21 protein-coding genes and 1 pseudogene are annotated in these 25,626 nt (G+C 71.2%); 9 read left to right on the plus strand and 13 right to left on the minus strand.

The annotated features are described in order from the left end of the window. Positions 1–9: 9 nt before the first annotated feature. Entirely contained in the window at positions 10–1,005 is a 996-nt protein-coding gene (locus OG395_RS44720) for an MASE1 domain-containing protein (RefSeq protein WP_327249657.1), read from the minus strand. 66 nt (positions 1,006–1,071) lie between these two features. Next, positions 1,072–1,914: a PP2C family protein-serine/threonine phosphatase gene (locus OG395_RS44725; protein ID WP_327248024.1), complete on the minus strand. Its 843-nt coding sequence runs from the start codon at positions 1,912–1,914 to the stop codon at positions 1,072–1,074. 270 nt (positions 1,915–2,184) lie between these two features. Between OG395_RS44725 and OG395_RS44730 the strand changes: the two genes are divergently transcribed. The 4 genes from OG395_RS44730 to OG395_RS44745 all read left to right on the plus strand — a co-directional run bounded on the left by OG395_RS44730 (position 2,185) and on the right by OG395_RS44745 (position 4,842). Continuing rightward, positions 2,185–2,484, plus strand: coding sequence for a DUF1876 domain-containing protein (locus OG395_RS44730; RefSeq protein WP_266989077.1), 300 nt, complete (start codon positions 2,185–2,187; stop codon positions 2,482–2,484). A gap of 211 nt (positions 2,485–2,695) precedes the next feature. Next, positions 2,696–3,100, plus strand: a complete 405-nt coding sequence (locus OG395_RS44735) for a VWA domain-containing protein (RefSeq protein ID WP_327248025.1) — start codon at positions 2,696–2,698, stop codon at positions 3,098–3,100. Continuing rightward, entirely contained in the window at positions 3,093–4,205 is a 1,113-nt protein-coding gene (locus OG395_RS44740) for an XdhC/CoxI family protein (protein WP_327248026.1), read from the plus strand. The genes OG395_RS44735 and OG395_RS44740 overlap by 8 nt, the downstream gene beginning before the upstream one ends. Positions 4,206–4,215: 10 nt before the next feature. Beyond that, complete coding sequence (locus OG395_RS44745) at positions 4,216–4,842, plus strand: SRPBCC family protein (protein ID WP_327248027.1); 627 nt, start codon at positions 4,216–4,218, stop codon at positions 4,840–4,842. Between the two features lie 141 nt (positions 4,843–4,983). Here the strand turns inward: OG395_RS44745 and OG395_RS44750 are convergent. The 3 genes and pseudogenes from OG395_RS44750 to OG395_RS44760 form a co-directional block, all read right to left on the minus strand. After that, positions 4,984–5,133, minus strand: a pseudogene (locus OG395_RS44750) (pectate lyase); the annotation flags it as partial. Between the two features lie 53 nt (positions 5,134–5,186). Next, on the minus strand, positions 5,187–6,887 hold the full coding sequence (locus OG395_RS44755; protein WP_327248028.1) for an acyl-CoA dehydrogenase family protein: 1,701 nt from the start codon (positions 6,885–6,887) through the stop codon (positions 5,187–5,189). Positions 6,888–6,968: 81 nt separating this feature from the next. Next, on the minus strand, positions 6,969–7,580 hold the full coding sequence (locus OG395_RS44760; protein WP_327248029.1) for a TetR/AcrR family transcriptional regulator: 612 nt from the start codon (positions 7,578–7,580) through the stop codon (positions 6,969–6,971). Between the two features lie 460 nt (positions 7,581–8,040). On the opposite strand from OG395_RS44760, the gene OG395_RS44765 reads away from it, so the two are divergent. Next, complete coding sequence (locus OG395_RS44765) at positions 8,041–8,562, plus strand: lamin tail domain-containing protein (RefSeq protein WP_327248030.1); 522 nt, start codon at positions 8,041–8,043, stop codon at positions 8,560–8,562. A gap of 400 nt (positions 8,563–8,962) precedes the next feature. Here OG395_RS44765 and OG395_RS44770 read toward each other — a convergent pair whose 3' ends face one another. Next, positions 8,963–11,041 carry a SpoIIE family protein phosphatase gene (locus OG395_RS44770; protein ID WP_442818669.1) on the minus strand — a complete coding sequence of 693 codons (2,079 nt, stop codon included), beginning with the start codon at positions 11,039–11,041 and terminating at the stop codon, positions 8,963–8,965. Between the two features lie 86 nt (positions 11,042–11,127). Between OG395_RS44770 and OG395_RS44775 the strand changes: the two genes are divergently transcribed. Further along, entirely contained in the window at positions 11,128–11,598 is a 471-nt protein-coding gene (locus tag OG395_RS44775; protein ID WP_442818670.1) for a transposase, read from the plus strand. A 4-nt stretch (positions 11,599–11,602) separates the two neighbouring features. Further along, the gene (locus tag OG395_RS44780; RefSeq protein WP_327248031.1) at positions 11,603–12,019 is read left to right on the plus strand and encodes a hypothetical protein; all 417 of its coding nucleotides are present in this window, start codon (positions 11,603–11,605) and stop codon (positions 12,017–12,019) included. A 62-nt stretch (positions 12,020–12,081) separates the two neighbouring features. Here the strand turns inward: OG395_RS44780 and OG395_RS44785 are convergent, their stop codons facing one another. The 3 genes from OG395_RS44785 to OG395_RS44795 all read right to left on the minus strand — a co-directional run bounded on the left by OG395_RS44785 (position 12,082) and on the right by OG395_RS44795 (position 16,554). After that, positions 12,082–12,735: a hypothetical protein gene (locus OG395_RS44785; RefSeq protein WP_327248032.1), complete on the minus strand. Its 654-nt coding sequence runs from the start codon at positions 12,733–12,735 to the stop codon at positions 12,082–12,084. Positions 12,736–12,883: 148 nt separating this feature from the next. Beyond that, positions 12,884–14,446, minus strand: coding sequence for a mucoidy inhibitor MuiA family protein (locus tag OG395_RS44790; protein ID WP_327248033.1), 1,563 nt, complete (start codon positions 14,444–14,446; stop codon positions 12,884–12,886). A gap of 8 nt (positions 14,447–14,454) precedes the next feature. Then, positions 14,455–16,554, minus strand: coding sequence for a DUF4139 domain-containing protein (locus OG395_RS44795; RefSeq protein WP_327248034.1), 2,100 nt, complete (start codon positions 16,552–16,554; stop codon positions 14,455–14,457). Positions 16,555–16,867: 313 nt separating this feature from the next. Here OG395_RS44795 and OG395_RS44800 point away from each other — a divergent pair, with 313 nt between their 5' ends. Further along, positions 16,868–18,220 carry a tetratricopeptide repeat protein gene (locus tag OG395_RS44800; protein ID WP_327248035.1) on the plus strand — a complete coding sequence of 451 codons (1,353 nt, stop codon included), beginning with the start codon at positions 16,868–16,870 and terminating at the stop codon, positions 18,218–18,220. A 470-nt stretch (positions 18,221–18,690) separates the two neighbouring features. On the opposite strand, the gene OG395_RS44805 is transcribed toward OG395_RS44800, so the two are convergent. After that, positions 18,691–19,935 carry a DUF6777 domain-containing protein gene (locus OG395_RS44805; protein WP_327248036.1) on the minus strand — a complete coding sequence of 415 codons (1,245 nt, stop codon included), beginning with the start codon at positions 19,933–19,935 and terminating at the stop codon, positions 18,691–18,693. A gap of 144 nt (positions 19,936–20,079) precedes the next feature. On the opposite strand from OG395_RS44805, the gene OG395_RS44810 reads away from it, so the two are divergent. Next, complete coding sequence (locus OG395_RS44810) at positions 20,080–21,360, plus strand: streptophobe family protein (RefSeq protein WP_327248037.1); 1,281 nt, start codon at positions 20,080–20,082, stop codon at positions 21,358–21,360. A 5-nt stretch (positions 21,361–21,365) separates the two neighbouring features. Here the strand turns inward: OG395_RS44810 and OG395_RS44815 are convergent, their stop codons facing one another. From OG395_RS44815 to OG395_RS44825, 3 genes are read right to left on the minus strand one after another with little or no spacing between them, the layout of a single operon-like run. Continuing rightward, a complete protein-coding gene (locus tag OG395_RS44815) occupies positions 21,366–22,430 on the minus strand; it encodes a serine/threonine-protein kinase (protein WP_327248038.1) in 1,065 nt (354 codons plus the stop codon). After that, complete coding sequence (locus OG395_RS44820; protein ID WP_327248039.1) at positions 22,427–23,116, minus strand: hypothetical protein; 690 nt, start codon at positions 23,114–23,116, stop codon at positions 22,427–22,429. Before OG395_RS44820 ends, OG395_RS44815 begins: the two co-directional genes overlap by 4 nt. A 15-nt stretch (positions 23,117–23,131) precedes the next feature. After that, positions 23,132–25,486 (minus strand): FHA domain-containing protein, encoded by a 2,355-nt coding sequence (locus OG395_RS44825; protein ID WP_327248040.1) that lies wholly within the window; start codon positions 25,484–25,486, stop codon positions 23,132–23,134. Positions 25,487–25,626: the final 140 nt, after the last annotated feature.

The following is a 25,626-nucleotide window of genomic DNA, read 5'->3' on the forward strand; positions in this document are numbered from 1 at the left end:
CCGTGAAGGTCAGTGGCCGTCGCGCTTGTGCCGGTGCCGGGACGGCCACGCTGTCGCCGATCTTCCCGGCGCGAGATGTTCCACCACCTCGGCGAGCTCCTCGCAGGCCTGCTCGATCCTGCGCCGGATATTCATGTCCTCGCTGACGATCGATGCCAGCAGCAGTGCGGTGAGGGCCATGGAGCCGTTGAGGATGGCCAGATTGAGCATGATCTCAAGGATCGTGTGACCGCTGAACGGTCCCACTTTCTCGCTGCCCGCGACGATCGCCAGCACGGACAGCACCAGGGCACACGGCGCGCTGCCCGCCAGCTGGAAGCGCAGCGCGGCCCAGATGAGCACCGGGAACGTCAGGTAGAGCATCGACAGTGAGCTTGTGGTGGCCACCAGGCCGAGCACGACGCAGACGACTGCCAGCGCGGTCGCCTCTGCCCACCGGTCGGTCCTCCGCGGCAGTCGCGCCCTGCGCATCACGAGAAGCACCGGGGTGACGATGAGTACGCCCATGGCGTCCCCCGCCCACCAGGCTGCCCAGACCGGCCAGAAATCGCCGAACGGCAGCCTGCCGGTGACGGCCAGCATGGTCGTGCCCATGGAGGCGCTGATCAGCATCCCGGCCATCGCACCGAGGAAGACGAGGACCACCCCGTCACGCAGCCGGTCCAGTTCCATTCGGAACCCGACCCTGCGGAGTATCAGGTACGCGCAGATCGGCGCGACGGTGTTGCCCACGACGATGCCGGGGGCTGCGAGGTTGATCGGACCGGTGACGGTGGCGACGACGAGGAAGGATCCGAGAGCGATACCGGGCCAGATGCGCAGGCCGAGATAGAGCAGGGAGCTCAGCGCGATGCCCGTCGGTGGCCAGAGGGGGGTGACTCTGGCTCCGTGGATGGTCACCTGCCTCAGCAGACCGAGTTGTGCCACCCCGTAGTAGGCGGCGGTGACCGCCAGGATGCTCAGGGCGGTCACCGCCGTACCTCTGGTCCCCTCACTGCGGATCACAGCTCTCATGAGACACCGCGGGCCGGGGGCCGCAGCTGTGTGACACGCTCGGCCCGCTGCCCGGGGTCACCGGTCGTCATGCTGTGCGGCGTGGGACGCGTGGTGGCGCAGGACGAGTACGGCGGCATCGTCCTCGTGCCCGGTGCGTTCCGCCGCCTGCAGCACCGCGTCGGCCAGCTCGTCGGCCCCGGCCGCGGCGCGTGGGGCCACCAGCCGCACCACCGTGTCCAGGCCCTCATCGATCGGGAACGACGGCCCCTCGACCACCCCGTCGGTGAGCAGCACGAACGCCCCCGGGGTGGTCAGCCGGTGCCGCGTGACCGGATACTGCGGACCGGCCTGAATGCCCAGCGGCAGACCGCCCGCGTCCTCGAAGATGCCGGAGCGTCCGTCGACCGTCGCCCATACCCCGGCCACATGTCCGGCGCGCGCGGTGTCGAGCACCCACGTGCGCGTGTCGAGACGGGCGAACGTGCAGGTCGCGAAGAGCGTGCTGTCGACGGACAGCAACAGATCATTGGTGCGGCTCAGTATCTCGCCCGGATCCGAGGTCGTGGCGGCGATCGCCCGCATCCCGATCCGGATCTGCCCCATGAACGCGGCGGCTTCGACGTCATGGCCCTGTACGTCCCCGATGGCGAAGCCGAGCGTGCCGTTCGGCAGCGGAAAGCAGTCGTACCAGTCGCCGCCGATGTCCAGGCCACTGCGGGCCGGCGCGTAACGGGCCGCCGTCTGCAGACCGGGGCGGGTGAGCAGGGTGGCCGGAAGCATCTCGCGCTGCAGCGCCTCGGCCAGCTCCACGCGCGCCTGGTGCAGCTGCACCTCGTGCCGCGCCCGGGCGGTGAGCCGCTGCAACCGGGTGAGCAGCTCCTCCGCACTCACCGAAGTGGGAGGACGACGCCGGTTCATGGGCCGCTCCGCAGTGCATTCGTTCGCGAGCCGCAACACACAGGGCCTGACGTGCGGGACGGAACCGTGAGGCCCCTCTTCCGGCTGTCCCCTGCATCATATTTCGACGTTGAACACTCTGCAGCGCGAGCAGCCGCCGGCGGATCGCATCGTGCCGGCCGGAAGGGGCCGGGCCGGCAGCGCGCGAACGGAAGCGGGTGGAGAGATGCTGAGAATCAGGACCGCGTCGTGGCGGCTCATCGTGGCCGGACGCGGGCGAGGAGGTGCGCAATGACACGCACGCTGGAATGGAAGCTCCGCCTCGATCTGTCCGAGGAGGAGGGCACGACCAAGGCCGAAGCCGTGCTGGACACCGGTTCCGAGAAGCTCACCGGCCACGGGGTGGCGCGCTGCAACCCGACGGACGTGGATATCCCCAGCATCGGTGACGAACTCGCGGCGAGCCGTGCGATGAAGGATGTCGCCGGCCAGCTGATGAGAGAGGCGGACCGTGAAATGGAGTCAGTTGGTGCCGGACCCCCGAAGGGTCCCCTCGGCAAGCCGTACGCCTGGACCGACGTGTCGAGCTGAGGCCCTGGTTTCGGATCGGACCTGATCAGGGTGTGGCCCGCCGCCGAGTGACCGGTGTCGCCGAGGTGCGCGCGGCTGCACGACGGAGGGGGAGACAACGGGATGTCTTCCCCCATGCCTTCAGGACTGTTCCTGTCCCCCGGAGGACGTATGACCCATATCTCATTGAAGTGCTCACGATCGTCACCCGGCTGACCCGGGTGACCGCGAGATGACGCACCGCGATCCGGACACGGCACCGGCCGCCGTTGCGGCGGCCGTCCCCGACCGGAGCGGCGGCATCCGGCCGGGCGAGACGCCGGGTGCCGTCCTCGACACAGGGGGCCGACGTGCCACCGCACGTGGAACCGCGGCCGTCGTGCTCTCCGACAGCCGGGAGCGCGGCTGCCCCGTGCTGCTCGCGGATCAGATGCGGCGGCTGCACCGGCCGGCACACCGGGTGGTGCGGTCCAACCCGCGCCAGGCCGGACCGGGTTCCGAACCACGGGCAGCGGTCATGGCAGCAGCGCTGCCCGGCGTGGACGCGTTCGTCGACGAATACAGCCTGCAGGCCCCGGAGCAGTTGGCGGCCGTCGTCGGTGGAGTCGCACCGGCAGGCGGAGAGTGCCATGCGTGAGATCCTCCCGGCGCTGAGCCACTGGTACGCCTCCGGTGAACCGTTCGGACTTGCGACGGTCGTCGCGGTCACCCGCAGCGCGCCCCGCGGCCCCGGGGCGGCGATGGCGGTGGGGCCCGGAGACGAAGTCGTGGGCAGCGTCTCCGGCGGATGCGTCGAAGGCGCCGTCTTCGACCTGGCCAAGGAGGTCGTGGAGACCGGACGGGCACAGCTCCACACCTTCGGATACAGCGACGAGGACGCCTTCGCCGTAGGGCTCACCTGCGGAGGCGAGATCACCCTCCTGATACGTCCCGTGTCGGCCGTCACCGACCCCGCGTTCGGCGAGGTCGCCGCGTCGGTCGCCGCACACCGTCCGGTGGTGGTCGCCACCGTGACCGACGGCCCCGCCCCGCGCGGCGCCGCGCTCGCCGTATGGCCGGACATGGTGTCCGGCTCCCTCGGCACCAGCGGCCTCGACGTCGCCGTCACCGCCGACGCCCGGGGCGAACTGGCCCAAGGGGCAACGGGCCTGCGCCACTACGGACCGCGCGGCGGGCGCCGCGAGGACGACGTCACCGTGTTCCTGCAGTCGTTCGCGCCGCCGCCGCGCATGCTGGTCTTCGGTGCGATCGACTTCGCCGCCGCCGTGGCCCGCATCGGCGCGTTCCTCGGCTATCGGGTCACGGTGTGCGACGCCCGCCCGGCCTTCGCCGATGCCCGCCGCTTCCCGGCCGGGGCGGAGGTGGTCGTCGACTGGCCGCACCGCTACCTGCGCGGCACCGACACCGACGAGCGGACCGTGATGTGCGTACTCACCCACGATCCGAAATTCGACGTCCCGCTGCTGGAAGTGGCCCTGCGCTCCCCGGCCGCGTACATCGGGGTGATGGGGAGCCGCCACACCCATGAGGATCGTCTGGCCCGGCTGCGCGAGACCGGACTCGGCGAGGCGGAGCTCGCGAGACTGCGCTCGCCCATCGGCCTCGACCTCGGCGCCCGTACCCCCGAGGAGGTGGCCGTCTCGATCGCCGCGGAGATCGTCGCGCTTCGCTGGGGCGGCACCGGCGCCCCCCTGGCGGACACGGCCGGGGCGATCCACCGGCCGCGACCGAAGTCCGTGTGAGGAGGAGACCATGCAGCTGCACAACTCATTCACCGTTCCGGTACCGGTCGACGAGGCGTGGCGGGCGCTGCTCGACATCGAGCGGGTGTCGCACTGCATGCCCGGCGCCACCGTGGAGGACTTCGACGGCGAGACCATCAAGGGCTCCGCCGAGGTGCAGGTGGGGCCGATCGCCGTGACATACCGCGGCACGGCGACCTTCCTGGAGAAGGACGAACCGGAACACCTGATCGTGCTGGCCGCCAAAGGCAAGGAGGTGCGGGGCCAGGGCATGGCCGCGGCCGCCGTCACCGGGACGCTCGTCGAGCGCGGCGGCGGCACGACCGTCACCGTCGACACCGACCTGACGATCACCGGACGGCCGGCCCAGTTCGGCCGCGGGGTGATGAGCGACGTCAGCGACGAACTCATCGGGCAGTTCGCCAGCTGCCTCGCCGCACAGCTGTCGGAGGCGGCAGCGGCCGCGGGCGGCACAGGCGCATCCGAGGCGGAACCGATCGATCTGCTGCGCAGGGCGGGTGCGCCGGTGGCCGAACGCGCTGCGGCGGTCCTCGGCGCAGCCGCCCTCGCCGCGCTGGTCGTGGTTCTCCTGCGTGTGATCTGCCGCCGGCGGGTCGGCCACGGCCGGTGCCGGTGAGGGGCCGGCCGACCCAGGTGCCGGGGCCGGCCGGACCGTCGTGGTCCCGATCGGTTCTCAGCCGACGTAGCTGATGTCCGAGGGGGAGCAGATGAAGTTGCTGCCATCCTCCGGTACCGATCCTGGTGGGCTCGCCGCTCGTCACACACCCCTGTACTCGGTGCAGATGTCGGCATCGGCGTCGGCATCGTCGTGGATCGTGATGCCCGAGAACTCAGCCGTGTCACCGTAGTCGGTGTTGATGCCCACGAGGGTTTCTCCCGGCGAGGTGACCCAGATGTTCTGCCGTTGGGCGTGCCGGCCGTAGCCACAGGGTGCGGGATCTCGACCTCATGCACACCGAGCTAACGCGCGCCGAAGTGCCGCTCCACGATCGCCGTGGTGTCGGTGCCGCGCGGCAGGATGCCGTACTGGTGACCGCGGTCCGCGCCGAGGCGTGCGGCGACGAACGCCTCGGCCATGGGCGCCGGAGCGTGCCGCAGCATCAGCGAGGACTGCAGGGCGAGCGCCATGCCCTCGACCGTCGCCCGCGCACGGAACTCCGCGGCGAGCGGATCGCGCAGATCCGCGACCAGCTCCTGACGCACCCGACGCACATGCGCGTCCAACACGGCACTGGCCGCGGCCGTGGTCTCCAGCTCGGCCCAGAAGGCATCCAGGGACTGTGGGGTCCTGGCGATACCACGCAGCACATCGAGCGCGATCACATTGCCGGAGCCCTCCCACACCGCCATCACCGGCTGCTCGCGGTAGCGCCGGGCGAGCGGCCAGTCCTCGGTGTAGCCATTGCCGCCAAGACACTCCAGGGCCTCGTACGCGTGATGCGGACCGCGCTTGCAGATCCAGTACTTGGACACCGCGGTGGCCAGTCGGCGGAACATCGTCTCGGACTCGCTGCTGCCGGTCTCGTAGGCCCGGGCGAGGCGTAGCGAGGTCCAGGTCGCTGCCTCCGTCTCCAGGGCCAGGTCGGCGAGGACCGCTGTCATGGCGGGCTGCTCGACCAGCCTGGCGCCGAAGGCGCTGCGGTGCTGCGCGTGCCAGATCGCCTCGGACACCGACTGGCGCATGCCCGCGGTGGTGCCGAGAACACAGTCCAGACGGGTGTGGTTGACCATTTCGATGATGGTCGGAACGCCGCGACCGGGCTCGCCGACCCGCACCGCCCAGGTTCCGTCGAACTCCACCTCGGACGACGCGTTCGACTTGTTGCCGAGCTTGTCCTTCAACCGCTGGATACGGACGGTGTTACGGGTGCCGTCGGCCAGCACACGCGGTACGAGGAAGCAGGTCAGCCCGGCCGGGGCCTGGGCCAGAACGAGGAAGGCGTCCGACTGCGGGGCCGAGAAGAACCACTTGTGGCCGGTCAGCAGATGGGCCCGGCCGTCGGGGTCGGAGGCCACCGGAACCGCGCGGGTGGTGTTGGCGCGAACGTCGGATCCCCCCTGCTTCTCCGTCATGCCCATGCCGAACGTCAGCCCCGACTTGCTGCCTGGAGCGATCAGCCGCGGGTCGTACGAGCGGCTGAGCAGGCCCGGGAGCCAGTCACGGCCCACCTCGCCGTCGCGCTGCAGGACGGGGACCACGGCGTGCGACATCGACATCGGGCAGGCGTGGCCCGGCTCGATCTGGGCGAACAGCATGAACGACGCCGCCCGCGCGACCGCGGCACCCGGCTTCGGATCGGCCCAGGCCGCGGTATGCGTGCCGTAGCCCACTGCCGCGCCGATGACCTCGTGGTACGCGGGGTGGAACTCGACTTCGTCGACGCGATTGCCGTACCGGTCGTGGGTGCGGAGCACGGGAGGTGACGTGTGCGCGAGCTCCGCATTTTTCTGGAAGGGTTCCGAGCCGACCAGGCTGCCGATCTCATGGAGCTCCGGCTCGTGCCAGGCCGCGCCGAATGCCCGTACCGCCTCGGAGAGCGGCGGATTGGTGCCGTACTCGTCCAGGCCGGTCCGGGGCGGCACCTGATTGGTGACCTCGTGGGTGGGGTGCGATGCGGGAGCCCCCGACCGGAGGCCGGTGGGGTGGGCGGTGACGGTCATGGCGGCGGTCCTGTCTGACGTCGGCGCTAGGTGTTTCGGCCGGGAGGTTGCTCTGCTGGTACGGCGGTGCGGTGGGAGCGGTCAGGTGCCGCCCGCTCCCACCGCTCTCAGGCACAGTGTGGCGATCTCCGCCACGACCGGCTCCGGGTCGGTGCGTTCGCCCACCGGGGAGAGCGGACCGAGCAGCGCCTCGCTGATCGCCCCGATCACCGCGGCGGCCGAGAGCCGGACGTTCTGCACGGGCAGCTCGCCGGCCTCGATCCCCGCGGCGATGACCATCTCGGCGAGGGTGTGGTAGCCGCGGCGATAGGTCAGCCGCTCCGCCTCCACCAGCGGAGCGACCGGCTCGGCAAGCAGCGCCCAGGCCGTGCGGGGTGTCCGCAGCGCCCGGAACGCGAAGACCTCGACCAGGGTGCGCAACTGCTCCGCCGCCCCGCTTGTGGCGCCCACGGCCTGCTGCACCGCGGTGAGCTCATGACCGGCGACATGACGGAAGACCGCGGCGAGCAGCTCCTGCTTGGAGGCGAAGTGGTTGTAGACGCTGCCGGTGGCGACTCCGGCCCGCTCGGCGAGCGCGGAGATGCTGGCCGCGGCGTATCCGCCCTCGGACAGCAGTTGCCGCGCGGCGTCCAGCAGCCGCTGGCGATGCGCGAGCCGGGTCGCCTCGGTACGGGCGGTTGGGCGGTAGGCCATGATGCTCTGAACCTCGATTCATAACTTCAGCTCCCACTGAACCACCGTTGTGTCCGCCACGCAATGATCGGCGGCCGTCGGCGGGGAGGTAGAACCCCCTTTCTCCTTTCTCCGGGTAGCAGAAAGCCCGTTCGAGGTCGGGCAGGCAACGGCTGTTACAGAATTCCGCGCCGGTCTCGCAAGGGCGAGCCGTGGTGTACGCGCGTTGACGTGGCGCGCGCTGTGCCGGGTGTGCCGGTATCGAACGGGTGGGTGCAGCGGTCAGTGATTGACAGGTACCCGGATAGTTGAATGCGTGCCAATTGCATGCGTGTGTGACAGAAATGTCTGCGTTTCGTAACACGTAATGAGGCGTCTGCCGCAAATCGGGCGATCGGGCCAAAGTGTGCGCTCTCGGTATCACGCCGGGACCGATCAACGCTCGGGCCGCACGGTCCGGGCCTGCACTTGAGGGGTTTTCATGTCCCGTTCCGCACGGCGGTTCGCTGCTGCCGTTATTGCTGCCGGCGCGCTGGTGGGCGCCGCCGCTCTCCCGGCCGCCGCCGACGACAACGGCCGCGGATATGGCCGGCCGAGCTCCCATTCCGGCATCGACCTGGGCGAGATCCAGTACGACAGGCCCGGATCCGACAACGGCACCAACCGCAGCTACGACGGGTGGTGGGGGCGCGGAGGTGACGACGACCACCGCCGTCACGAGAATCGCGATCACGATGGTTGGGGCGACAAGGACCGCGATCACAAGGACCGCGATCACAAGGACCGCGATCACAAGGACCGCGACCACAAGGACCGCGACCACAAGGACCGCGACCGCGACGGTTGGGGCCACAAGGACCGCGACCACGACGGTTGGGGCCACAAGGACCGCGACCACAAGAACCGCGACCACAAGGACTGCGACCACAAGAACCGCCACCACAAGAACCGCCACCACAAGAACCGCGATCACGACGGTTGGGGCTACGGCGGTCGTCGTTGACCCCCTGCACCCACCTGTCCTGACCCTCTGACCCCCGCTCCCTGACCCTCTGACCCCCGCTCCCTGGCCCGGGAGCGGGGCCCCGCCCCATCCGCCCGCGGCGCACCCCGGCCCCCGGCCGTGGTGCGCCGCCTGAGTCAGAGGTACCGGTCCATGGGCCGGGTACCGCCGTGTCGATGCGGGCTCCAGAGCGGCGGGCAGCTCGGACGGGGGGCAGCACGGTGCTGCGAGCCGTGGCGGTCACGGCCGTCACCAGCGTGCACAGGGCGACGACGAAGGCCAGGGGCCGCAGCGGGTTCGGCACTGCGCGGCTCGCATGCGGTTCTCCGTGGGACGTGTGGGTGCCCATCCCCTTGTGCTCCGTCTCCCTGCGGTCCGGGGCGAACGGAGGGTGCCCACGTCATTCGGGGTGCGCGATCTCCTGTTCGGCCCAGAGCGCCTTGCCGGTCCGGCCGTATCGGGTGCCCCAGTGGGTGGCGAGCTGGGAGACGATGAAGAGCCCGCGTCCGCCTTCGTCGACGGTGCGGGCGTGGCGCAGGTGCGGGGCCACCGGACTGTTGTCGTGGACCTCACAGGTCAGCGAGCGCTCCAGGATGAGCCGCAGATGCAGCGGCGGGGTGCCGTAGCGGACGGCGTTGGTGACCAGCTCGCTGACGATCAGTTCGGTGGCGTAGACCGTCTCGTCGTCGAGGTCCCAGCCGTCGAGCCGGTCGCGCACGAGCGTACGGGCGATCGCGGGTGTCGTCCGGTCGTGGGCCAGCTCCCACGTGGCGACGTGGTCGGGTGGGACGGAGCCGGTCCGGGCGAGGAGCAGGGCGGCGCCGTCGGGGAGGCCGTCGGACGGCAGGTTGTAGACGACGTCGTCGCACAGCTCCTGCAGGCTGCGTCCGGGGTGCACGAGGGCCTCCCGGACCCGCGCGGCGCTTTCGGCGTCGGGCAGCAGCGCGCGGGTGCCGAGCGCCAGGAGGCTGCCCTCTTCCAGCTGAAGGGTGGCAGTGGCGAACGGGGCGCTGTCGGCGGAGAAGAAAGCGGGACCCTCGGGTAGGTCGAAGGGGGGCGTGCTGCCGTCGGGGCCGACGACGATCGGCTCGGGATGCCCCGCCAACGCGATCGTGCAGCGGCGCGTGAACGGGTCGTAGACCGCGTACAGACACGTAGCCGTCAGGGATTCCCGGTGCAGGGAGTCGCCGGGGGGCAGTGCGGCACGCTCCTGGGCCAGGCGCCCGGCCGTGTCGCTCAGCCGGGCCAGGACCTCGTCGGGTTCCAGGTCGAGGCCGGCCAGCGCATGGATGACCGTACGCAACTGTCCCATGGTGATGGCCGTTTGGAGACCGTGCCCCGCGACATTGCCGACAACCATGGCGGTGCGGGCGCCGGACAGGCTGATTGTGTCGAACCAGCAGCCGCTGTTGCGCCCGGGAAGGAGGACATGCGCGGTGTCGACGGCGACATGGCTGCTCTCGTGCTGCGGCAGCAGCCGGCGCTGCACCGTCGACGCGATCACATGGTCGCGCTCGAACCGGCGCGCGTTGTCGATGCTCAGTGCGACATGGGCGGCCGCGGTCAGCGCGAGGGTGACGTCGTAGTCGTCGTACGGCTCCGACCCCCGGTCGCGGTACAGGCTCACCAGTCCGAGGATTGTGCCACGCTGTTTCAGCGGGACCACGATCAGAGAATGGGCCCCGATCGCCTGGATCAGCCGGGCGCTCTCGGGGTCCGCGGACAGCCACGGAGTGTCCGCGTCGAGCTGGATGCGACGGGGCCGCAGGTCGGACACCGCCAGTGCGAACGGGGTACGGGCGGGCAGCCTGCGTGTGTCGCCGACGAGACGGTCCAGGTGACTGGTGCTGTCGCTACCTCGCAGAGCTGCCCGCCGCAGCGGTACTTCGGGCCCCAACGGGCCCACTGGAGGATCCGCGCCGCGCAGCACGTCGTCCACCACCTCGACCACGGCGAAGTCGGCGAACCCCGGTACGACCGCGTCGACGAGTGCCTCGCAGGTGGTGGCCACATCGAGGGACCGACCCACCCCCTTGCGCACATCGGCCAGGGTCACGGACCGCGCGCGCGCCTTCTCACGTTCGGTGACATCGACGACCGACGCGAGCAGGCCGAGTGGCTGCCCCTGTACGTCGTCGAGACGGTAGACCGAGACCACGAGGCTGCGATCCGGACCGGGTGTGTCCTGGAGGCGGCCCCGGATGAGGTGGTCGCGTACGGGCGCGCCGGTTTCCAGCACTCGTTGCAGCACTGCCCTGGTCTCGTCGGGCTGTTCGAGGCAGTACGCGTCGGCGAAGGGACGCCCGACAAGCCGCTGGGCGTGGGCAGGGTCGGCCAGGGCGTTGATCCGCACCAGCCGCAGTTGCGGGTCGAGCACATGGAGGCCCACCGACGACTGGGTGAACAGTCTTTCGAGGAGGGCGGTCCCCATGGCGTCGGGCGACATCGAAGCGGGAACGGTGGGACCTGCGTCCGACACGGTTGCACCCCGATCGCGCTCTGGTGACCTCTGTGAATCGGAACGTACGGGATCAGCGTCCGCGCCGCCCACGCACCTGGCCACCGATGTGTGGCAGACGGGTGAAGGCGGAACAGGGTCGTCGGCACTCCGCGGGTCGCAAGCGCGGACTGGCGGTCGATGTCCTCGGCTTGGTCATCGCCGTGACCGTGCTGGCCGCAAGCGCCCACGACAACGCGTTCGGCATCGCGCTGCTCGGCCAGGTCGCCCCCATCGGCACTGTCAAGAAGGCGCTGGTTGACCAGGGCTTCAAGAAGACCGTCGTCGAGCACGGCACCACGGTCGGTATCGACGCCGAGATCGTCGAACGCAATCCCGCCGACCAGGGCACCGGCTTCGTTCCGCAGGCCAAGCGCTGGATCGTGGAGCAGACGCTCGGCATCCTCATGCTGTTCCGGCGGCTCGTGCGTGACGACGAGAGCAGGCCGAAGTCCTCGGAGTCCAGGGTGCGCCGGGCCATGATCGACGTGATAGCGGGCCGGCTCACCGGCCAGACCACGCCGACCTGGCGCGGGTGAGCGTGTGGACGCCCAGGTCACCCCGCTCCTGGAGCGGATCGACGCACGCGAGCGGGAGATCAGCACCGCCGCGGAAGAGCTCCGCGCGCAGATCGACGCACTCGCCGCGCGTTTGCGTGAACTCGACGAGGAGATGGGGAACTTGGCGGTGACCCGCAAGACGCTCCTTGCCCTACCGCCGACCCCTCCGGAACCGACCGATCCGCCGCCGGTCCTGCCGGCTCACCCGGCCTACCAACAGATCCTCGACGCATTCGCCGAAGCCGTCGGACCGATGCGCGCCCGCGACCTGTGCGAGCGCCTCGATCTCGCCGTCACGCCGAAGAACATCGAGAGCACCCGGCACAAGCTCAAGCGCCTGGTTGGTCTCGGCGTCCTCGCCGAGACCGAGGCCGGCTTGTTCGCCCAGCGCCGTCCGTAGCTGCCCCCCGCCGAGTCGCCAGCCCGCCACGGCTGCCCGCCACCGGGCTCGGGGCGTGATCGCTAATGGCCCGTCGTGCGGAGCCACCGCAGCGTTGCGACGAGCTCTTCGCCGAAGTCCTCGCAAAGCGCGAGCAACTCGCGTCCCGCGGAAGAGTCGAGCAGCCCATCGGAATCGGGAAAGGTCCGGAGGGCGCCGTGGCAGGCGGACTCGACAACGAAGTTGCGTGAGGTGAAGTAGCCCTCGCCGCTCGTCCGGTCTGCCAGGTTGGCGACGTACTGGTGGTGCGCTTCCTCGGAGGGATGGGAGTAGAACGAGCCCTCGACGAGACTGTCCAGGTAGCCGGCCAGGCCGGACGACAACTCGACTACTCGTTCGGCCTCGTCCAGGCCTGGCTTGTCGAGCAGCTCGCCGAAGGACCACAAGCCCCCGAAGATTTCCAATTGGAAGAGCTGGACCGTGTCCGGGTCGACTTCGGACTCGAAGATCGGGGCCGTGCACAGCTCGGCGAATGCCTGGCCGTAGGCGTGGTTCGACTGTTCCCCAGGAGGGTCCGTTGCCAGTCGGAACAGCGACTCCAGCACATGCGGGTCGACGCCCCAGTCCGCATCCATTTCGAACGCGAGTACCGGCGCACGCCACCGCCACAGCGCCAGAGCGGCGGCCTGACGCTGGCGAACGGGCTTCAGGTCAGCCAACCGCTCGTTCTGTGCCACGTCGGTGCGTCAACCCTTCTGATCGCCGTGCCCCCGGCCCCTTCGTCTCGGGACACTGTAGAAGCTGCCGAAGGGACCGCGTGATCTTCCGAGCCGTGGCCAACTCAAGCCCGCACCCGAAGCGGGTATACCGGCTCAGAACGTCCTGTCAGAGCCCGGTGACTTTGGCGCTCGCCGACAGCTCGTAGACCAGGGTGACCGTGCGGCGGCTGCCGGGCGGGAGGGTGACGTCCCAGCGGACGATGCCCTCGGCGTCGACCACGTCGGGCGCTGGGGAGCATGAATCCTTGTGCAGGCGTATCTCCACCGCCGAGACCTCGGAGACCGGGATCCGCTCCCGAAGGACGACCACCCGCTCGCCGTGCTCCCCGGGGGCGGAGAACCGGGACAGGTGCAGCCGGACCGTGCGGGTGACCACGGTCCGCTGGGTGATACCGGCGGAGTCGCGGGACTCCTCGGCGTGCCTGACGACCCTGTAGTCGTCGCAGCTGCCGAAGGCCAGCTCGACGGGGGCGCCGGGGGCAGTGAAGTCCAGCGTGCCGCGGCCGCTGAATCCGCTGCCGCGGACCAGGTCCACGGGCCCGGCGAGCAGCGCGTGGCCGGACAGGTTGTCGAACCGCACCACCTGGGTGACCAGGGGGGACAACTCCGGTGAGCAGACGTACTCACTGGGCGCGGCCGTGGTGAATGCGGACAGCGGCACTCGGTGGGCGCGGCCGTCACCGGGCACCGAGACCAGCGCGGGAGGTCTCAACACCCGTGCCTCGCCGCCGTCGTCCACCCCCGGCAGGCCGAGCATCGGGGCCGGACCGAGGGCCCCGATCTCCTCCTCGCGCAGCTCGACGTCGACCGTGCGGCGCTCGGCTGCGGAGCGGTCCTTGAGCGTCAGTCGGTCCTCGCCCAGCCGTGGCGGATCGGTGGCCAGCGCCGAGCGGGCCGTCGACAATGTCAGCCGTACGTCCGACCAGTCCTCACCGGTGCGCTGCCAGACCGTCGCGTCGGTCTCCAGTGTCAGGGAGTCCCCGTCGAGCACGGCCCGGTAGGCGGGCCGCCACAGCGCACACGGGGTGAGGTGGCTCAGGCGCAGCCCGACCGGCCCGGCGACCGCGGTCTCCACGGTCAACTCGATATGGCCGACCAGCTCGGCGGGCTCCTCTTCGGAGAGATGCATGGCCCGCTGGGCTTCCCCGAGTTCGACAGCGAGGACGGCCAGCCGGGCCTCCACGGTGCGGAGTTGCTCGCCGTGCGCATCGCGCTCCCCGTCCACCCGGTCCAGTTCGTGGGTCCAGCGGGGCAGTTCGGTCTTCCCGGAGCCGGCGCCTTCGCCGATCTCCCGCAGCAGATCGGCGGCGAGGCGGCCGAGCAGGTCAATGCGGGCATGCAGCCGGTCGCGTCGCTGCCCCAGGGCCAGCCGCTCCTCCTCGAGGGCGTGGACGCGGTGACGCAGGGCGGAGTCGTCGTCGGTGGACGGCAGCGGCCCGCGCGGCGTCCAGCTGCGGACGATCCGCACGTCGAGCACGGTAGCGGGGTGATCGGCGGTCAGCTCGGCATGGAGGGTCCGGTCGACGGCCAGCGCACTGACCGGGCCGAGACGCAGCCGCTGGACCCCGGCCTCCAGGTCGAGCACGACGGCGCGCTCGATGTGGGCGCGATCCTCGAGGCACGTGACGGCGGTGACGGGGAGGGCGATCGGCTTCGGGGCCGTGGACATGGCGTGTGTCAGCTCCTGCGGTTGCCGCCGACCAGGGCCTTGCCGGTCGGGATGCGGATCTCGTAGCCGCCGTCGAAGGCGGCAGTGGCGCCCGCGGGCAGGTCCACTCGCCAGACGCGGGTGCCCGGCGCGTGTCGATCGGGCCCCGTGCCTTCCTCGGGTGCCGTCCAGTCGGCCCGTTCCTCGATCCGGACGTCCGGTTCGGAGGTGACCGGCACCCGCTCGCGGACTTCCACGGTGACGGGCCTCGCGAGCCGGTTGGCCAGCTCCACGTGGACGCGGTGGTCGAGCACGGTGGTGTTGTTGCGCAGGCCCGCGGTCGACTCGCGCAGGTTCGTGCGGCGGGTGACCCGGATGCCCTCGGCCGGCCCGAGCCCCACCCGGCGCACACCACCGGGGGCAAGCGTGGGCAGCGCGGCGGTCAGCAGGAAGTCGTCGTCGACGGTGACCTCGACCGGGCCGGCCAGCAGTGCCTGGTCGGTGGCGTTGGAGAGCACCAACGTCGCGTACACGGTCTGCTCCACGGACGGCACGCAGAGGTACTCGGTACGCAGACCGACCGGGATCTCACCGACGGTGACGGTGTGCCAGGTGCCGTCCGACGGAATGTCGGCGCGGGCGCTGGCATCGAAGCGGTGGTCGAAGGAGCCCGCCGACTCGCGGGGCTGCACGGCCTGTGCGGGCAACGGCAGCGCGGCCACCGCTTCGGCGCGGCGGCGGTACTCGGCCGCCACCGGGTCGAAGGGAGAGTCGGGAAACAGCCTGCCTCTGCGACCGCCCGGCTCGTCGGGGCCGCACAGGACAAGGGCGGCATAGTCGAGCTCGGCGCCGCTCGGCTGCGGCGGACCTGTTACCGGTGCCGGAGGGGGTGGCGGCGCGGCCCGGCCAGGAGCCGCGGGTGTCATGGCGGCGGGGGCACCCGTGAAGGATCTGCCGCCGGTACGTGGCCTGTCGCCCGGTCGCGACCCGGCCGGCTGCGTGAGGGCGGGCATCCCGCCGGCGAGGACGTCCGGCGGAGCGCCGTCTGCGCCGCCGGGCGCCGGGACTGCGGCCGGCGGACCGCCGTAGTTCTGCGGCGGCGGGGGAGGCGGCTGTGGCGGAACGGGACCGGACGCGGAGCCGCCCGCGGCACCCACGGGCGCGGGGCCGGCCCCGACAGCCGTGGGTGCGGCGGTCGTGGCTGGGCCGGGGCCTGCCGCGTCGTACCCGGAGAACAGGTCGACGAGCCCGGCCGGGGGCTCGCGCCAGCCAGAAGCCGCGGGGGCGGGCTGGCTGCGTCCGATCCGGATCGAGCCGAGCCTCGGCAGGTCGGTGCGGCGCCGAAGATCGGCGGTGGCCAGGGCGATGCGCACGCCGGTCCAGTCCTCGCCGGTCCGCTGGGCGACCGAGGCGCGCAGCACCAGACGGCCGCTGCCGTCGCCCTGACGGTGAGTGAGACGGTAGGCCGGCACCCAGACGGCGCCCGGCACCCCGTATTCCAGCTCCAGCTCCACCTCGGCATCACAGGTGCCGTCGAGGGTCAGGACCGCGCAGACCGTGGTCTCCACGTGCGCTGACGGTGAGTCGGTGGAGGCGCGGGCGAGCCTGTCGGCGGCGACGGCGAGCTCGTGCTCGACGTTGCGCAGTGCCTCCTCCAGCTCGACGAGGCGGTTGTGCAGTCCCGTCAGCCGCTCGTCGACGAAGCCGGCGAGCTCCAGCCACGCGTCGACCGGGGTGCGGCGGTGCGGGTCCTCGCGCCTGCGGGCGGGTGGGACCGGGTGGAGGGCCCTGACCTCCTCGATCAGGCTCAGCTGCCGGTCCCGGCGTCCCTGCGCCGCCGCGTACTCATCGCTCAGCCGCTCGACCTCTCGCCCCAACTCGTCGGGCGTGCCCCTGCCGAGCGGCTCGGCCTCGACTTCCACCCGGGCCTCGGTGACGCGCACCCCGGGGGCGCCCAGGACACGGGTCCGCAGCGAGCCCGGGTCCAGCGAGCGGGGCAGCCCTGTCACCCGCACCCGGCCGTCCGGCGACACGCTGCCCCGAGCCAGGCGTCGGCAGACCGCGCCCCGCGCGTACACCACGACCGAATCGAGGGTCGACCCCCACCTCTGTGTCGACTCAGCCGTCATACGCTCCGCCCCCCGCTGCGTTCATGCCGAGCGAAGCCTACGCCCGGACGGTCTGCGCGTCCGCGTCGAATCAGGAGGACGGCGTCCAGGACCACACGCCCTGCTGGCTGAGCAGCCGTTTCACGGCCTCCCACAGGGGCGGGTGGCATGCATTGCGGTGCTGAGGAATGCGTCCCGAGAGAGACACGCTGACTCACCGACCTCTGCAGATGTCCTCGTCCAATGGTGGTTCGAGCAGACGGTCGGGAGCGCGGGAAGGCGTGCGGCACGGGCGCACAAAGGCGGTGCGTGAACCGACCGTTAGGGTGCGGCCATGGACGCCGCCGTACTCGACCGCCGGACCCGCATGCACGACGAGTGCATACCGCCGGATCTCGTTGACCGTCTCCTCGCCCTCGGTCACGCCGACGTGGTGCGCACCCAGGCCTTGGCGGAAGACGGTGACTGGTTCTGCGCCCGCGCCTGGGCGCGCCTGCTGGCCGGCCGGGGCGAGCTGGAGGAGGCCCTCAGGGTACTGGCCCCGTACGTCGGGACGGGCTGGTGGACGGCGACCGCGGAGGCCGCCCGGCTGCTGGACTCGGGGGGCCGGGGCGAGGAGGCCATTTTCCTCGTCCGCCCATTCGCACGGGACGGGGAGCGGTTCGCGCTGCACGACCTGGCCCTGCTGCTGGCCCGGCACGGGCGGGGCGAGGAGGCTTACGCGCTGCTCCTGCCGCACGTCGCGGACTGGTCCCTCGCCGAGGCCCTGGTCGAGGTGGGTGTCGGGCTGGGCCGGGGCGAGGAGGTTGCGGCACTGCTGACGACCCGGATCGCGCCGGGGCGCCCGTGCGTGCGGTGCGGCAGCCCGGAGTGCGGCGGGCGGTACCCGGAGCCGTTCAACGCGGTGAACCTGCTGGCATCCGTTCGCGAGGGGCAGGGCCGTACGGATGAGGCGGTCGAGGTGCTGCGCACGTACGGCTCCACTCCGGTCAACAATCGTGACCCGCTGGCCGAACTGCTGGTACGGCACAGCCGGATCGACGAGCTGCGCGCTTACGCGGCCGACGAGGACCGGCCGGAAGCCGTCCGCCACCTGGCGGAGCTGCTGGAGGCCCGCGGCGACGTGGCGGACGCGGTCGAGGTGTACCGGCGGCATGCGGAGCACGACGGCTGGCACGCGCCGACACTGCTGGCGCAGCTGCTTGCCAGGCATGGGCGGGGCGCCGAGGCCATCGAGGTGATGCGCGCGCTGGACAGCGCCGAGGACTGGGTCGTCGACCTGCTGTGCGGGCTGTTCGCCGCCGAGGGCCGCGCCGAGGAGGGCCTCACCCACCTAGCCGCCCTCAAGGCCCGGCGGGGCAAGGAGGAGTGGGAGCTGTTCCGGCTGCGGGGCCCGCTCCTGGCCGCCTGCGGACAGCTCGACGAGGCGGTGGAGGAGGCTCGGGCGCACCCCGAGGGCGGGAGTCCGTACGCGGTGAAGAGCCTGGCCGGCCTGTTGGCCGACGCCGGACGCCCGGAGGAGGCTGTCGCCCTCCTGGACGCGGACCGCCTGGACCACCGACGGACTCTCGGCCCACTGCTGGTGGAGCTGGGCCGGGTCGAGGAGGCCGTGGCGCTGCTGCGGACGCCACGCCCCGCCGTACCACTGCCGGAGCCGACGGGCTACAGCGACTGTCCGCCCTTCTAGGAGCTGTCCGGTCGATCATGCGTCGGGACGGTCATACACTCGCGGCCGCGCGGTACGACGATGCGGGGCGGCTTCGTAATTGCATGTCCAGTGCGGGGGTGGGTCGGACTTCCTGGCCCTCGTGACGGCGTCGATGGGTGGTTCGGTGAGTTTCATGCGATGGCTCAACATCTACGAGGAGGCGTGGATCGACGATTCCACGTTGGCAGGGCAGCTGTGCCCGGAGTGTGGACGAGCTGACCTCAACATGGTCTTCACCATGCCGAAGTCGTCCTCTGTGAGCGTCATGGCCGCACTCTGGTGCAGTGCGTGCCTCCGAGGAATCCATCTTGGGAATTGCCCTGAGCCGCAGGCTGGGAGGATCTGGAGCTGGGACGACGCGCAGCGCGAGAGGCCGGTGCCCAACTACACGTTGATTCCGCCGCAGTAGGTTCGGTACCCCGATCGCCGGTGCGACTGGGCATCCGCCCTCAGGCGGAGCCGACCTCGGACGCCTTACCGGGTGCGGAGGACGCCGCGGAGGACTGCGGTGTCAGGGACTCCGTGTTCGCCGGCTCCGGGGCCGGCCGGGACGCGGGCGACTCGGTGACCGGCGGTGGCGCGGAGGCCGTCGGCGCCGGGGAACGCGGGGACGGCGAACTCGACGGCTCGGTCGACGGCGACTCGGATGCGGGCGGGTGCGAGGACGGGGACTCGGACGCCGGCGACTTCGAGGACGCCGAAGCCGACGGGCAGGGGCCGGTGGACGGGCAGGGTCGCGGTGTGCGCTCGGCGGGCGGCTCGGTCTTCTTGTCGCTGCCACCGGTGTCACCCGCCTTACGGGCGATCCAGTCCCCGGACTTCGGGTCGAACATGATGAACTCGTCCACCACCTGGGCCGCGGGTGTCACCACCACGACGTGCGAGGAGCTGAATCCGGGCCAGGCGTCGCCCTTCAGCCGTGTGGTGCCCTTCACCGCGACCGGCGGGAGCAGCGGATTCCCGCACGCGCAGCGCACTCGCGGTACACCGTGGTCGTCGACGAGGACGGCCGTGCCCGCCTGAAGCACCGCCTGGTAGCTGGTGGGGGCGCCGTTCCGGTACCCGTGGTTGGTGACCCGGGTGTCCATCCGCAGCTGGACGGGGGTCAGCGCCCGCAGGTAGCTGGGGACGCCGGACGGATCGATGCCCAGGACGGAGGCGAAGGCCTTGTTCTTGCCCGGATCGGCTGTCAACGCGGTGATCTGCTTCTCCACGTCGCAGCTGGAGACCTTGCGGGTGCCGCCGTACAGACCGGGGGTCGCCCCGTCCACGCCCTGCGTGACGTTGGCCCGGGTCTCCGACGGGTTGGGCACCGGGGTCGGCGTCGCCGGGGCGCTGGTGCGCGCCGTCGATTCGGTGAACGGATCCTGCCCGGCCGACCCCGTCGGCTGCAGGAACACCTCACCCGCCGCCACCGAACCGCCCTCGGGGCGGGTGAGCACGATGGTCAGGATCACCGCGGCCACGAGGGCGGCGCCGATCGACGCCATCTTCGGCACGGAACGCCACCAGGGACGGCCCGGACCACCGGGTCCGCCCGGGACGGGTGGCCCACCGGTGGAGCCGCCACGGCCACCGCCACCGCCCGACGGCACATCGGGTGGTGGCGGCACGGAACCCGGCTTCGAGGGGCCCGAGAGCGGGCCGGAAGGGGGGCCTGTCGGGCGGCCGGACGACGGCGGTTGGGCACTCACGGGCTCTTCTTCCCAACGGAGGGATCAGTCCCAGTTTCTTCCGTTACCCGCCCATTGTGTGCCGGGTACTCGCGCGGCCCGCAAGCTGACGCCGTCGGGCCCTCCCAGGGGGCGGATGGCCGCGCTCCTGCCTAGCGTGGCAGCGTGAGCCACCAGGGAACCATCGACCGAAGCGGAGCGCCGCGCGCCGCGCACGGCTGGGGTGAAGCTCTCCTGGCGGTGCTCGCCGGACTCGTGGTCATGGCCGCCACCGCGGCCCTCGGCCTCTGGGCGGCAGGTGCGACCGGTCTCCCCGCGGGCGCGTTCGCGCGTGTCGTCGCGGCCGTCGTGGTGATGGCGGCGGGCGGCTCCGTCTCCCTGTCGGGAAATGTCGGGGAACTGGCCAGGACCCATGCGGAATTCTCGGTGCTTCCGCTGTCCGTGACTCTGGCCGGGGCCCTGGTCATCGCCGTCGGCTTTCTGCGGCCCTTGCGCCACCGGGCGGTCGCGGGCGCACGCGAACTGGCCGGCTGGGCCGCCCGGGTGGCGGTGCTGTGGGCGCTGGTCCTGATCGGCCTGTCGCTCCTGGCCCGTCAGAGCTTCGACGTCCCTGTCCAGTATCTGAGCCGGGACGTCATCGGTGGCCTGCTGGGCGCCTCGCCGAAGGTCGGATTCAGGACCGACGTCCCGCTCACCCTGCTCCTCGGTCTGCTCTGGCTGGTGGGCGTCCTCGTCCTGGCTCTCGTCGTGTCGCGCGGCGCCCCGCTCCCGGCCCGCCTGCTGCGCTTCCAGGAGTCGGTGCGCCCGGCCGCGTACGCAATGGTCGCGCTGCTGCTCGCGTACGTCGTCCTGGGCGTGATCGTCGGACTCGTCGTCGTGGTGACCCGGGGCCACCCGGCCGAGACGTTCGCCGTGATCCTCCTGGGGCTGCCGAACCTCGTCTGGCTCGCGTACACGCTCGGGCTCGGGGCGTCCTGGGAGGGCAGGGTGGACGGGCCGTTCGGGCTGCCCATGCCACAGGAGCTGGACTCGGTTCTGCGTACGCCGGACCTGTCCACCCTCAGCGTCTCCACGCTCGCCGACCACGACGGTCGGGCCTGGTGGCTGGTCGTCGTCGCCGCCGTGCTGACCCTGGCCGCCGCTTTTCTCATGGCGGTCCGCTCGCCCAGCTGGATGCGGCCGTGGCAGCACGCCGTACACATGGCGGTGGCGCTCCTCCTCACCGTGCTGACCATCTGTCTCGTCGCCGGGGTCTCGGTGCACTACGGCCTGTCGCTGCTGGGCATCGGGGACCTCGGCGGCGGTCTCGGCGGCGAGGTGACGCTGCGCCCGCATCTGGGATCCGCGCTCGTTGTCGCCGTCGCGTGGGGGCTGGTCACCGGCTTCCTCGGCGGCCTGCTCGCCTCAAGGATCCACCGGCGGGGAGAAGTCCCGGCGGACGGCTGAGGCGGTTACGGACTTCGCCTCCCGTACCAGTCCGGGAACACGGGCAGTGCCCACCGCGGCGGCGCGGGCGGCGGTCCGGTCCCCGCTCCCGTGGCCCAGGCACCGATCCGCACATCCACCTGCGTCGGCGGATGGTTCTCCTGCACTGCGCCCCGGGCCGCACCACGCAGTGCCGCCACGAAGTGCAGACACGAGTCGTACCGGTCGTCCGGGCTCTTGGCCAGGGCCTTCGCCAGTACCTCGTCGACGGTGGCCGGGAGATCGGGGCGCCGGCCGGTCAGCGGTGGCGGCGGGTCGAACTGATGGGCCCACAGCAGCGCCATGTCGTCGTCGCGCTGGAAGGGCGGCGCACCGGCCATCGTCTCGTACACGACACAGGCCAGGCTGTAGACATCACATCGGCCGTCCACCGGGCGGCCGGAGATCTGTTCAGGCGCCACGTAGTCGAGCGTGCCGACGAACTGGCCCACCGAGGTGAACCCGGTCAGCGACAAGGACTTCTTCGTCAGCCCGAAATCCGTGAGGTACACATGCTCCGGGTGGTCGCTGTCCGTGCCTGCCGCGACCAGTATGTTGCCGGGTTTGACGTCCCGGTGCACCAGATCGTGGTCGTGGGCGGCATCGAGCGCGGACGCCACCTGTGCGGCGATCCGGACCGCCGCCGCGATCGGGAGCGGCCCCTGACGGTCGATGAGGGCGCGCAGGTCCTGCCCGGCGACGTAACGCATCGCGATGTAGAGGATGCCCTCGGTCTCCCCGGCCTCGAAGACCGGCACGATATGCGGGTGATCGATCGCGGCGGCCACCCGCGACTCATGGGTGAACCGCTTGCGGAAGGTGTCGTTGCGGGCGAGTTCGGGGGCGAGCAGCTTGAGGGCGACGGTGCGGTCCAGTCGCAGATCCCTGGCCCGGTACACGACGGCCATGCCGCCGCGGCCGATCTCGCTCTCCACCTGGTAGCCGGCGATCCGTCTGCCGAGCAGATCGGACGGGCGGCCCACGGGCAGTGCCGTGTCCTGCCGGGGGTCGGGGGAGTGCGGGGCGCCCGGCGCGGGGTCGGGGGAGATCATGCGTCACCCGTCCGGGTGGGTGGATGCGCGGTGTCCGCTCCGGACCGGTCGACGGGCCGCAGGAGCTGCGTCGGCTCGGCATCGGCGGGATCCGCCGGGCGGTACGGGGCCACCTGCGCGGGGTCGACGATCTGCGTCGGCTCGGGCTCCCGTGCGTGCGCCTCGCCCGCTCCGCGGTCCGTGGGGGCACTGCTCGGCCGACCGGGACCGCCCGAGGCCGCGTACGTGCTCAGCTGTGTGCCGTCGCAGTACACCCAGCGCTCGTGCTCGGCGTCGTACAGCCACATCGCCTCGCCGTCGACGACCATGCCCACCCGCAGCCCCTGGGTCCGGCGGCGGAAGGTCTCCCCGTCGATCCGGCCCTCGGCCAGCTCCTCCGCGGCGCGTCGGTACTGGGTCAGCGACTCCTGGACCCGCGCCATCAGCGGCCGGGGGTCCGCGGTGCGAGCGAGCGGCTGTCCGGACTCCGGCGGGCCGTGGGGGACGGAGACGAGCAGCCGGCCGTCGACCCATGCCGACCAGCCGTTGGCGCAGAGGATCTGTCCCCAGTCGCCCCGCCGACCGAGCAGCTGGACGGGAAGCAGCGGGTCGAGCGGCTCGGTGGGCCGGGTCACGTCGGGTGCTTCCCAGGCGGACATCCCGTCCGGGGGGACCACGTGTGTGGGGCGGAACTCCGGTGTCGTCATGGGCTCCCGCCTCCGCTACTTCCGCATGATGACGGGCTCGTGCCGGCGGAGCAGCCGCGCCACCGCCAGTCCGAAGACGACCGACAGCACCACCAGCATCCCCATGTTCAGCAGCCACGCCGCCGCGGAGTGCTCGAACAGCGGATCCGCGCTCACCCTTCCCGGCACGATCCTGGCGAGCCCGATGGTCCCGCCCATCGCCGCGAGTGCCCACCGGGACGGCACCAGCCACGCCAGCTGCTCCAACCCGGGCACCCCGTGCAGTTTCAGCAGCGCACCGCAGAACACGACCTGGACGATGGCGAGGAGCACCAGCAGCGGCATGGTGACCTCCTCCTTGCGTACCAGCGCGGAGACGAGCAGACCGAGCATCATCGCCGTGAACGACAACAGGGCCACGGCCAGCGTGACTTCGACCAGTGGCGGCAGGAGAACGCCTTTGCCGCCCGGCGCGTTCAGATCGACGCCCACCAGACCGACCAGGGTCAGAACCACCGCCTGCAGCACCGTAATGGTGCCCAGGACAACCACTTTGGACATCAGATACGCCGATCTGGACAGCCCGACGGCCCGCTCCCGCTGGTAGATCGCCCGTTCCTTGACCAGTTCCCGTACGGCATTGGCGGCGCCGGTCAGCACGCCGCCCACACAGAGGATGAGCAGCGCGTTGATCGCCGTGTCCTGGGTCAGCCGGCTGCCGGCCAGGGCCCGGGTCATCGCGCCCATCACGAACGGCAGAGCGATCATGACGGCCAGGAAGGTCCGGTCGGCGCTCAGCGCGGCGGCGTACCGGCGCACGAGCGTCCACAGCTGAGCGCCCCAGCTCCGGGTCTTCGGCGGTGGCGCGACCGGGGGGACCGCGGCGTGCGGCAGCCGGGGCTGCGCGGTGGAGTTCGCGATGTACTGCCGGTGGAACGGGGACGCGCGGTACTCCGCCGACCAATCCCGGCCCCGGTCGTTCTCGAATGCCTCGAACGCCTCCGGCCAGTGCTCGAACCCGAGGAAGGCGAGTGCGTTTTCAGGGGGCCCGAAGTAGGCGGTCCTCCCGCCCGGGGCGAGAACCAGCAGCCGGTCGCAGACGTCGAGGCTGAGCACACTGTGTGTGACGACGATGACCGTACGCCCGTCGTCGGCGAGCCCCCGGAGCATATGCATGACCGATCGGTCCATACCGGGGTCGAGCCCCGAGGTCGGCTCGTCGAGGAAGAGCAGCGACGGCTTGGTCAGCAGCTCCAGCGCGACGCTGACGCGCTTGCGCTGGCCGCCGGAGAGGCTGTGGATCGACTGTTCCGCCCGCTTTTCCAGACCCAGCTCACGGATCACTTCGGTGACCCTGGCCCGGCGTTCGGACGGGGCTGTGTCGTGCGGGAAGCGGAGCTCGGCGGCATACCCGAGGGCGCGGCGCACGGTCAGCTGGGAGTGCAGGATGTCGTCCTGCGGGACGAGCCCGATGCGATGGCGCAGCTCGGCGTAGTCGTGGTAGAGGTCGCGGCCGTCATAGAGGACGCTGCCCTCGTCGGCCGGGCGGAGGCCGGTCAGTGCGTTGAGCAGGGTGGTCTTGCCTGAGCCGCTCGGACCCACCACGCCGAGCAGGCACTTCTCGCCCACCGGGAAGGAGGCCTGGTGGAGCAGCGTCTTGCGGCCCCGGTCCACGGTGACCGCCAGGTCCTGCACATCGAGTGAGACCTCACCGGTGTCGACGAACTCCTGCAGAACGTCGCCGACCAGAGAGAACTCGGAGTGACCGATACCGACGATGTCACCGGCGGCGACCGGGGCGCGGCCGACCAGTTGGCCGTTGAGATACGTCCCGTTGTGCGAGCCGAGGTCGACGATCTCGTATGTGCCGTCCGGATGCGCCCGCAGCTCGGCGTGCCGGTGCGAGACGGTCAGGTCGTCGACGACGAGGTCGTTGTCGGCGCTGCGGCCGATGCGTACGGTATGGACGGGCCGCGGTCGCACAGTGGTCGGCTGCCGGAACGTGACGGTGGCGGCGGGCATGGAGACGGTGGACGGGCGGTCCGCCGGATGCACAGCGGGGGCCGGGGGTTCCTGACCGACCAGAACGGCGCACGGCCCGTCCGCGGGATGACCGAACCGGATGACGCTGCCGGGTCCCACGCCCGACTCATGGATGCGCTTGCCCCCGGTGTACGTACCGTTCGTGCTGTTCTCGTCCTCCAGGGACCAGTGGTCGGCCACGGGCCGGAGCACCGCATGGTGCCACGAGACCCGGACATCGTCGATGACGATGTCGCTCAGCGGGTCGCGGCCGACGTGGTAGTCCCGGCTCGGACTCATCACCGTGGGTCCTGCGTCGGTTTCGAGAATGAGTTCGGGCGCAGTCGACGCGACAGGCCTCTCTGACATGGTCGAATTCTATCTATTGGTGGGGATGTCTGCTCATGAGTGCACCCCGGGCCGCTCTGTCGGAACATGGCGGGCTCACGGGGCCGACGCGCATTGCCCCAGGCCTCACCGGACCCGATCTCCCGGCTGTCGTGGCGCGA

It is taken from the genome of Streptomyces sp. NBC_01320, assembly GCF_035974375.1.
GTDB classification, from domain to species: domain Bacteria; phylum Actinomycetota; class Actinomycetes; order Streptomycetales; family Streptomycetaceae; genus Streptomyces; species Streptomyces yanii.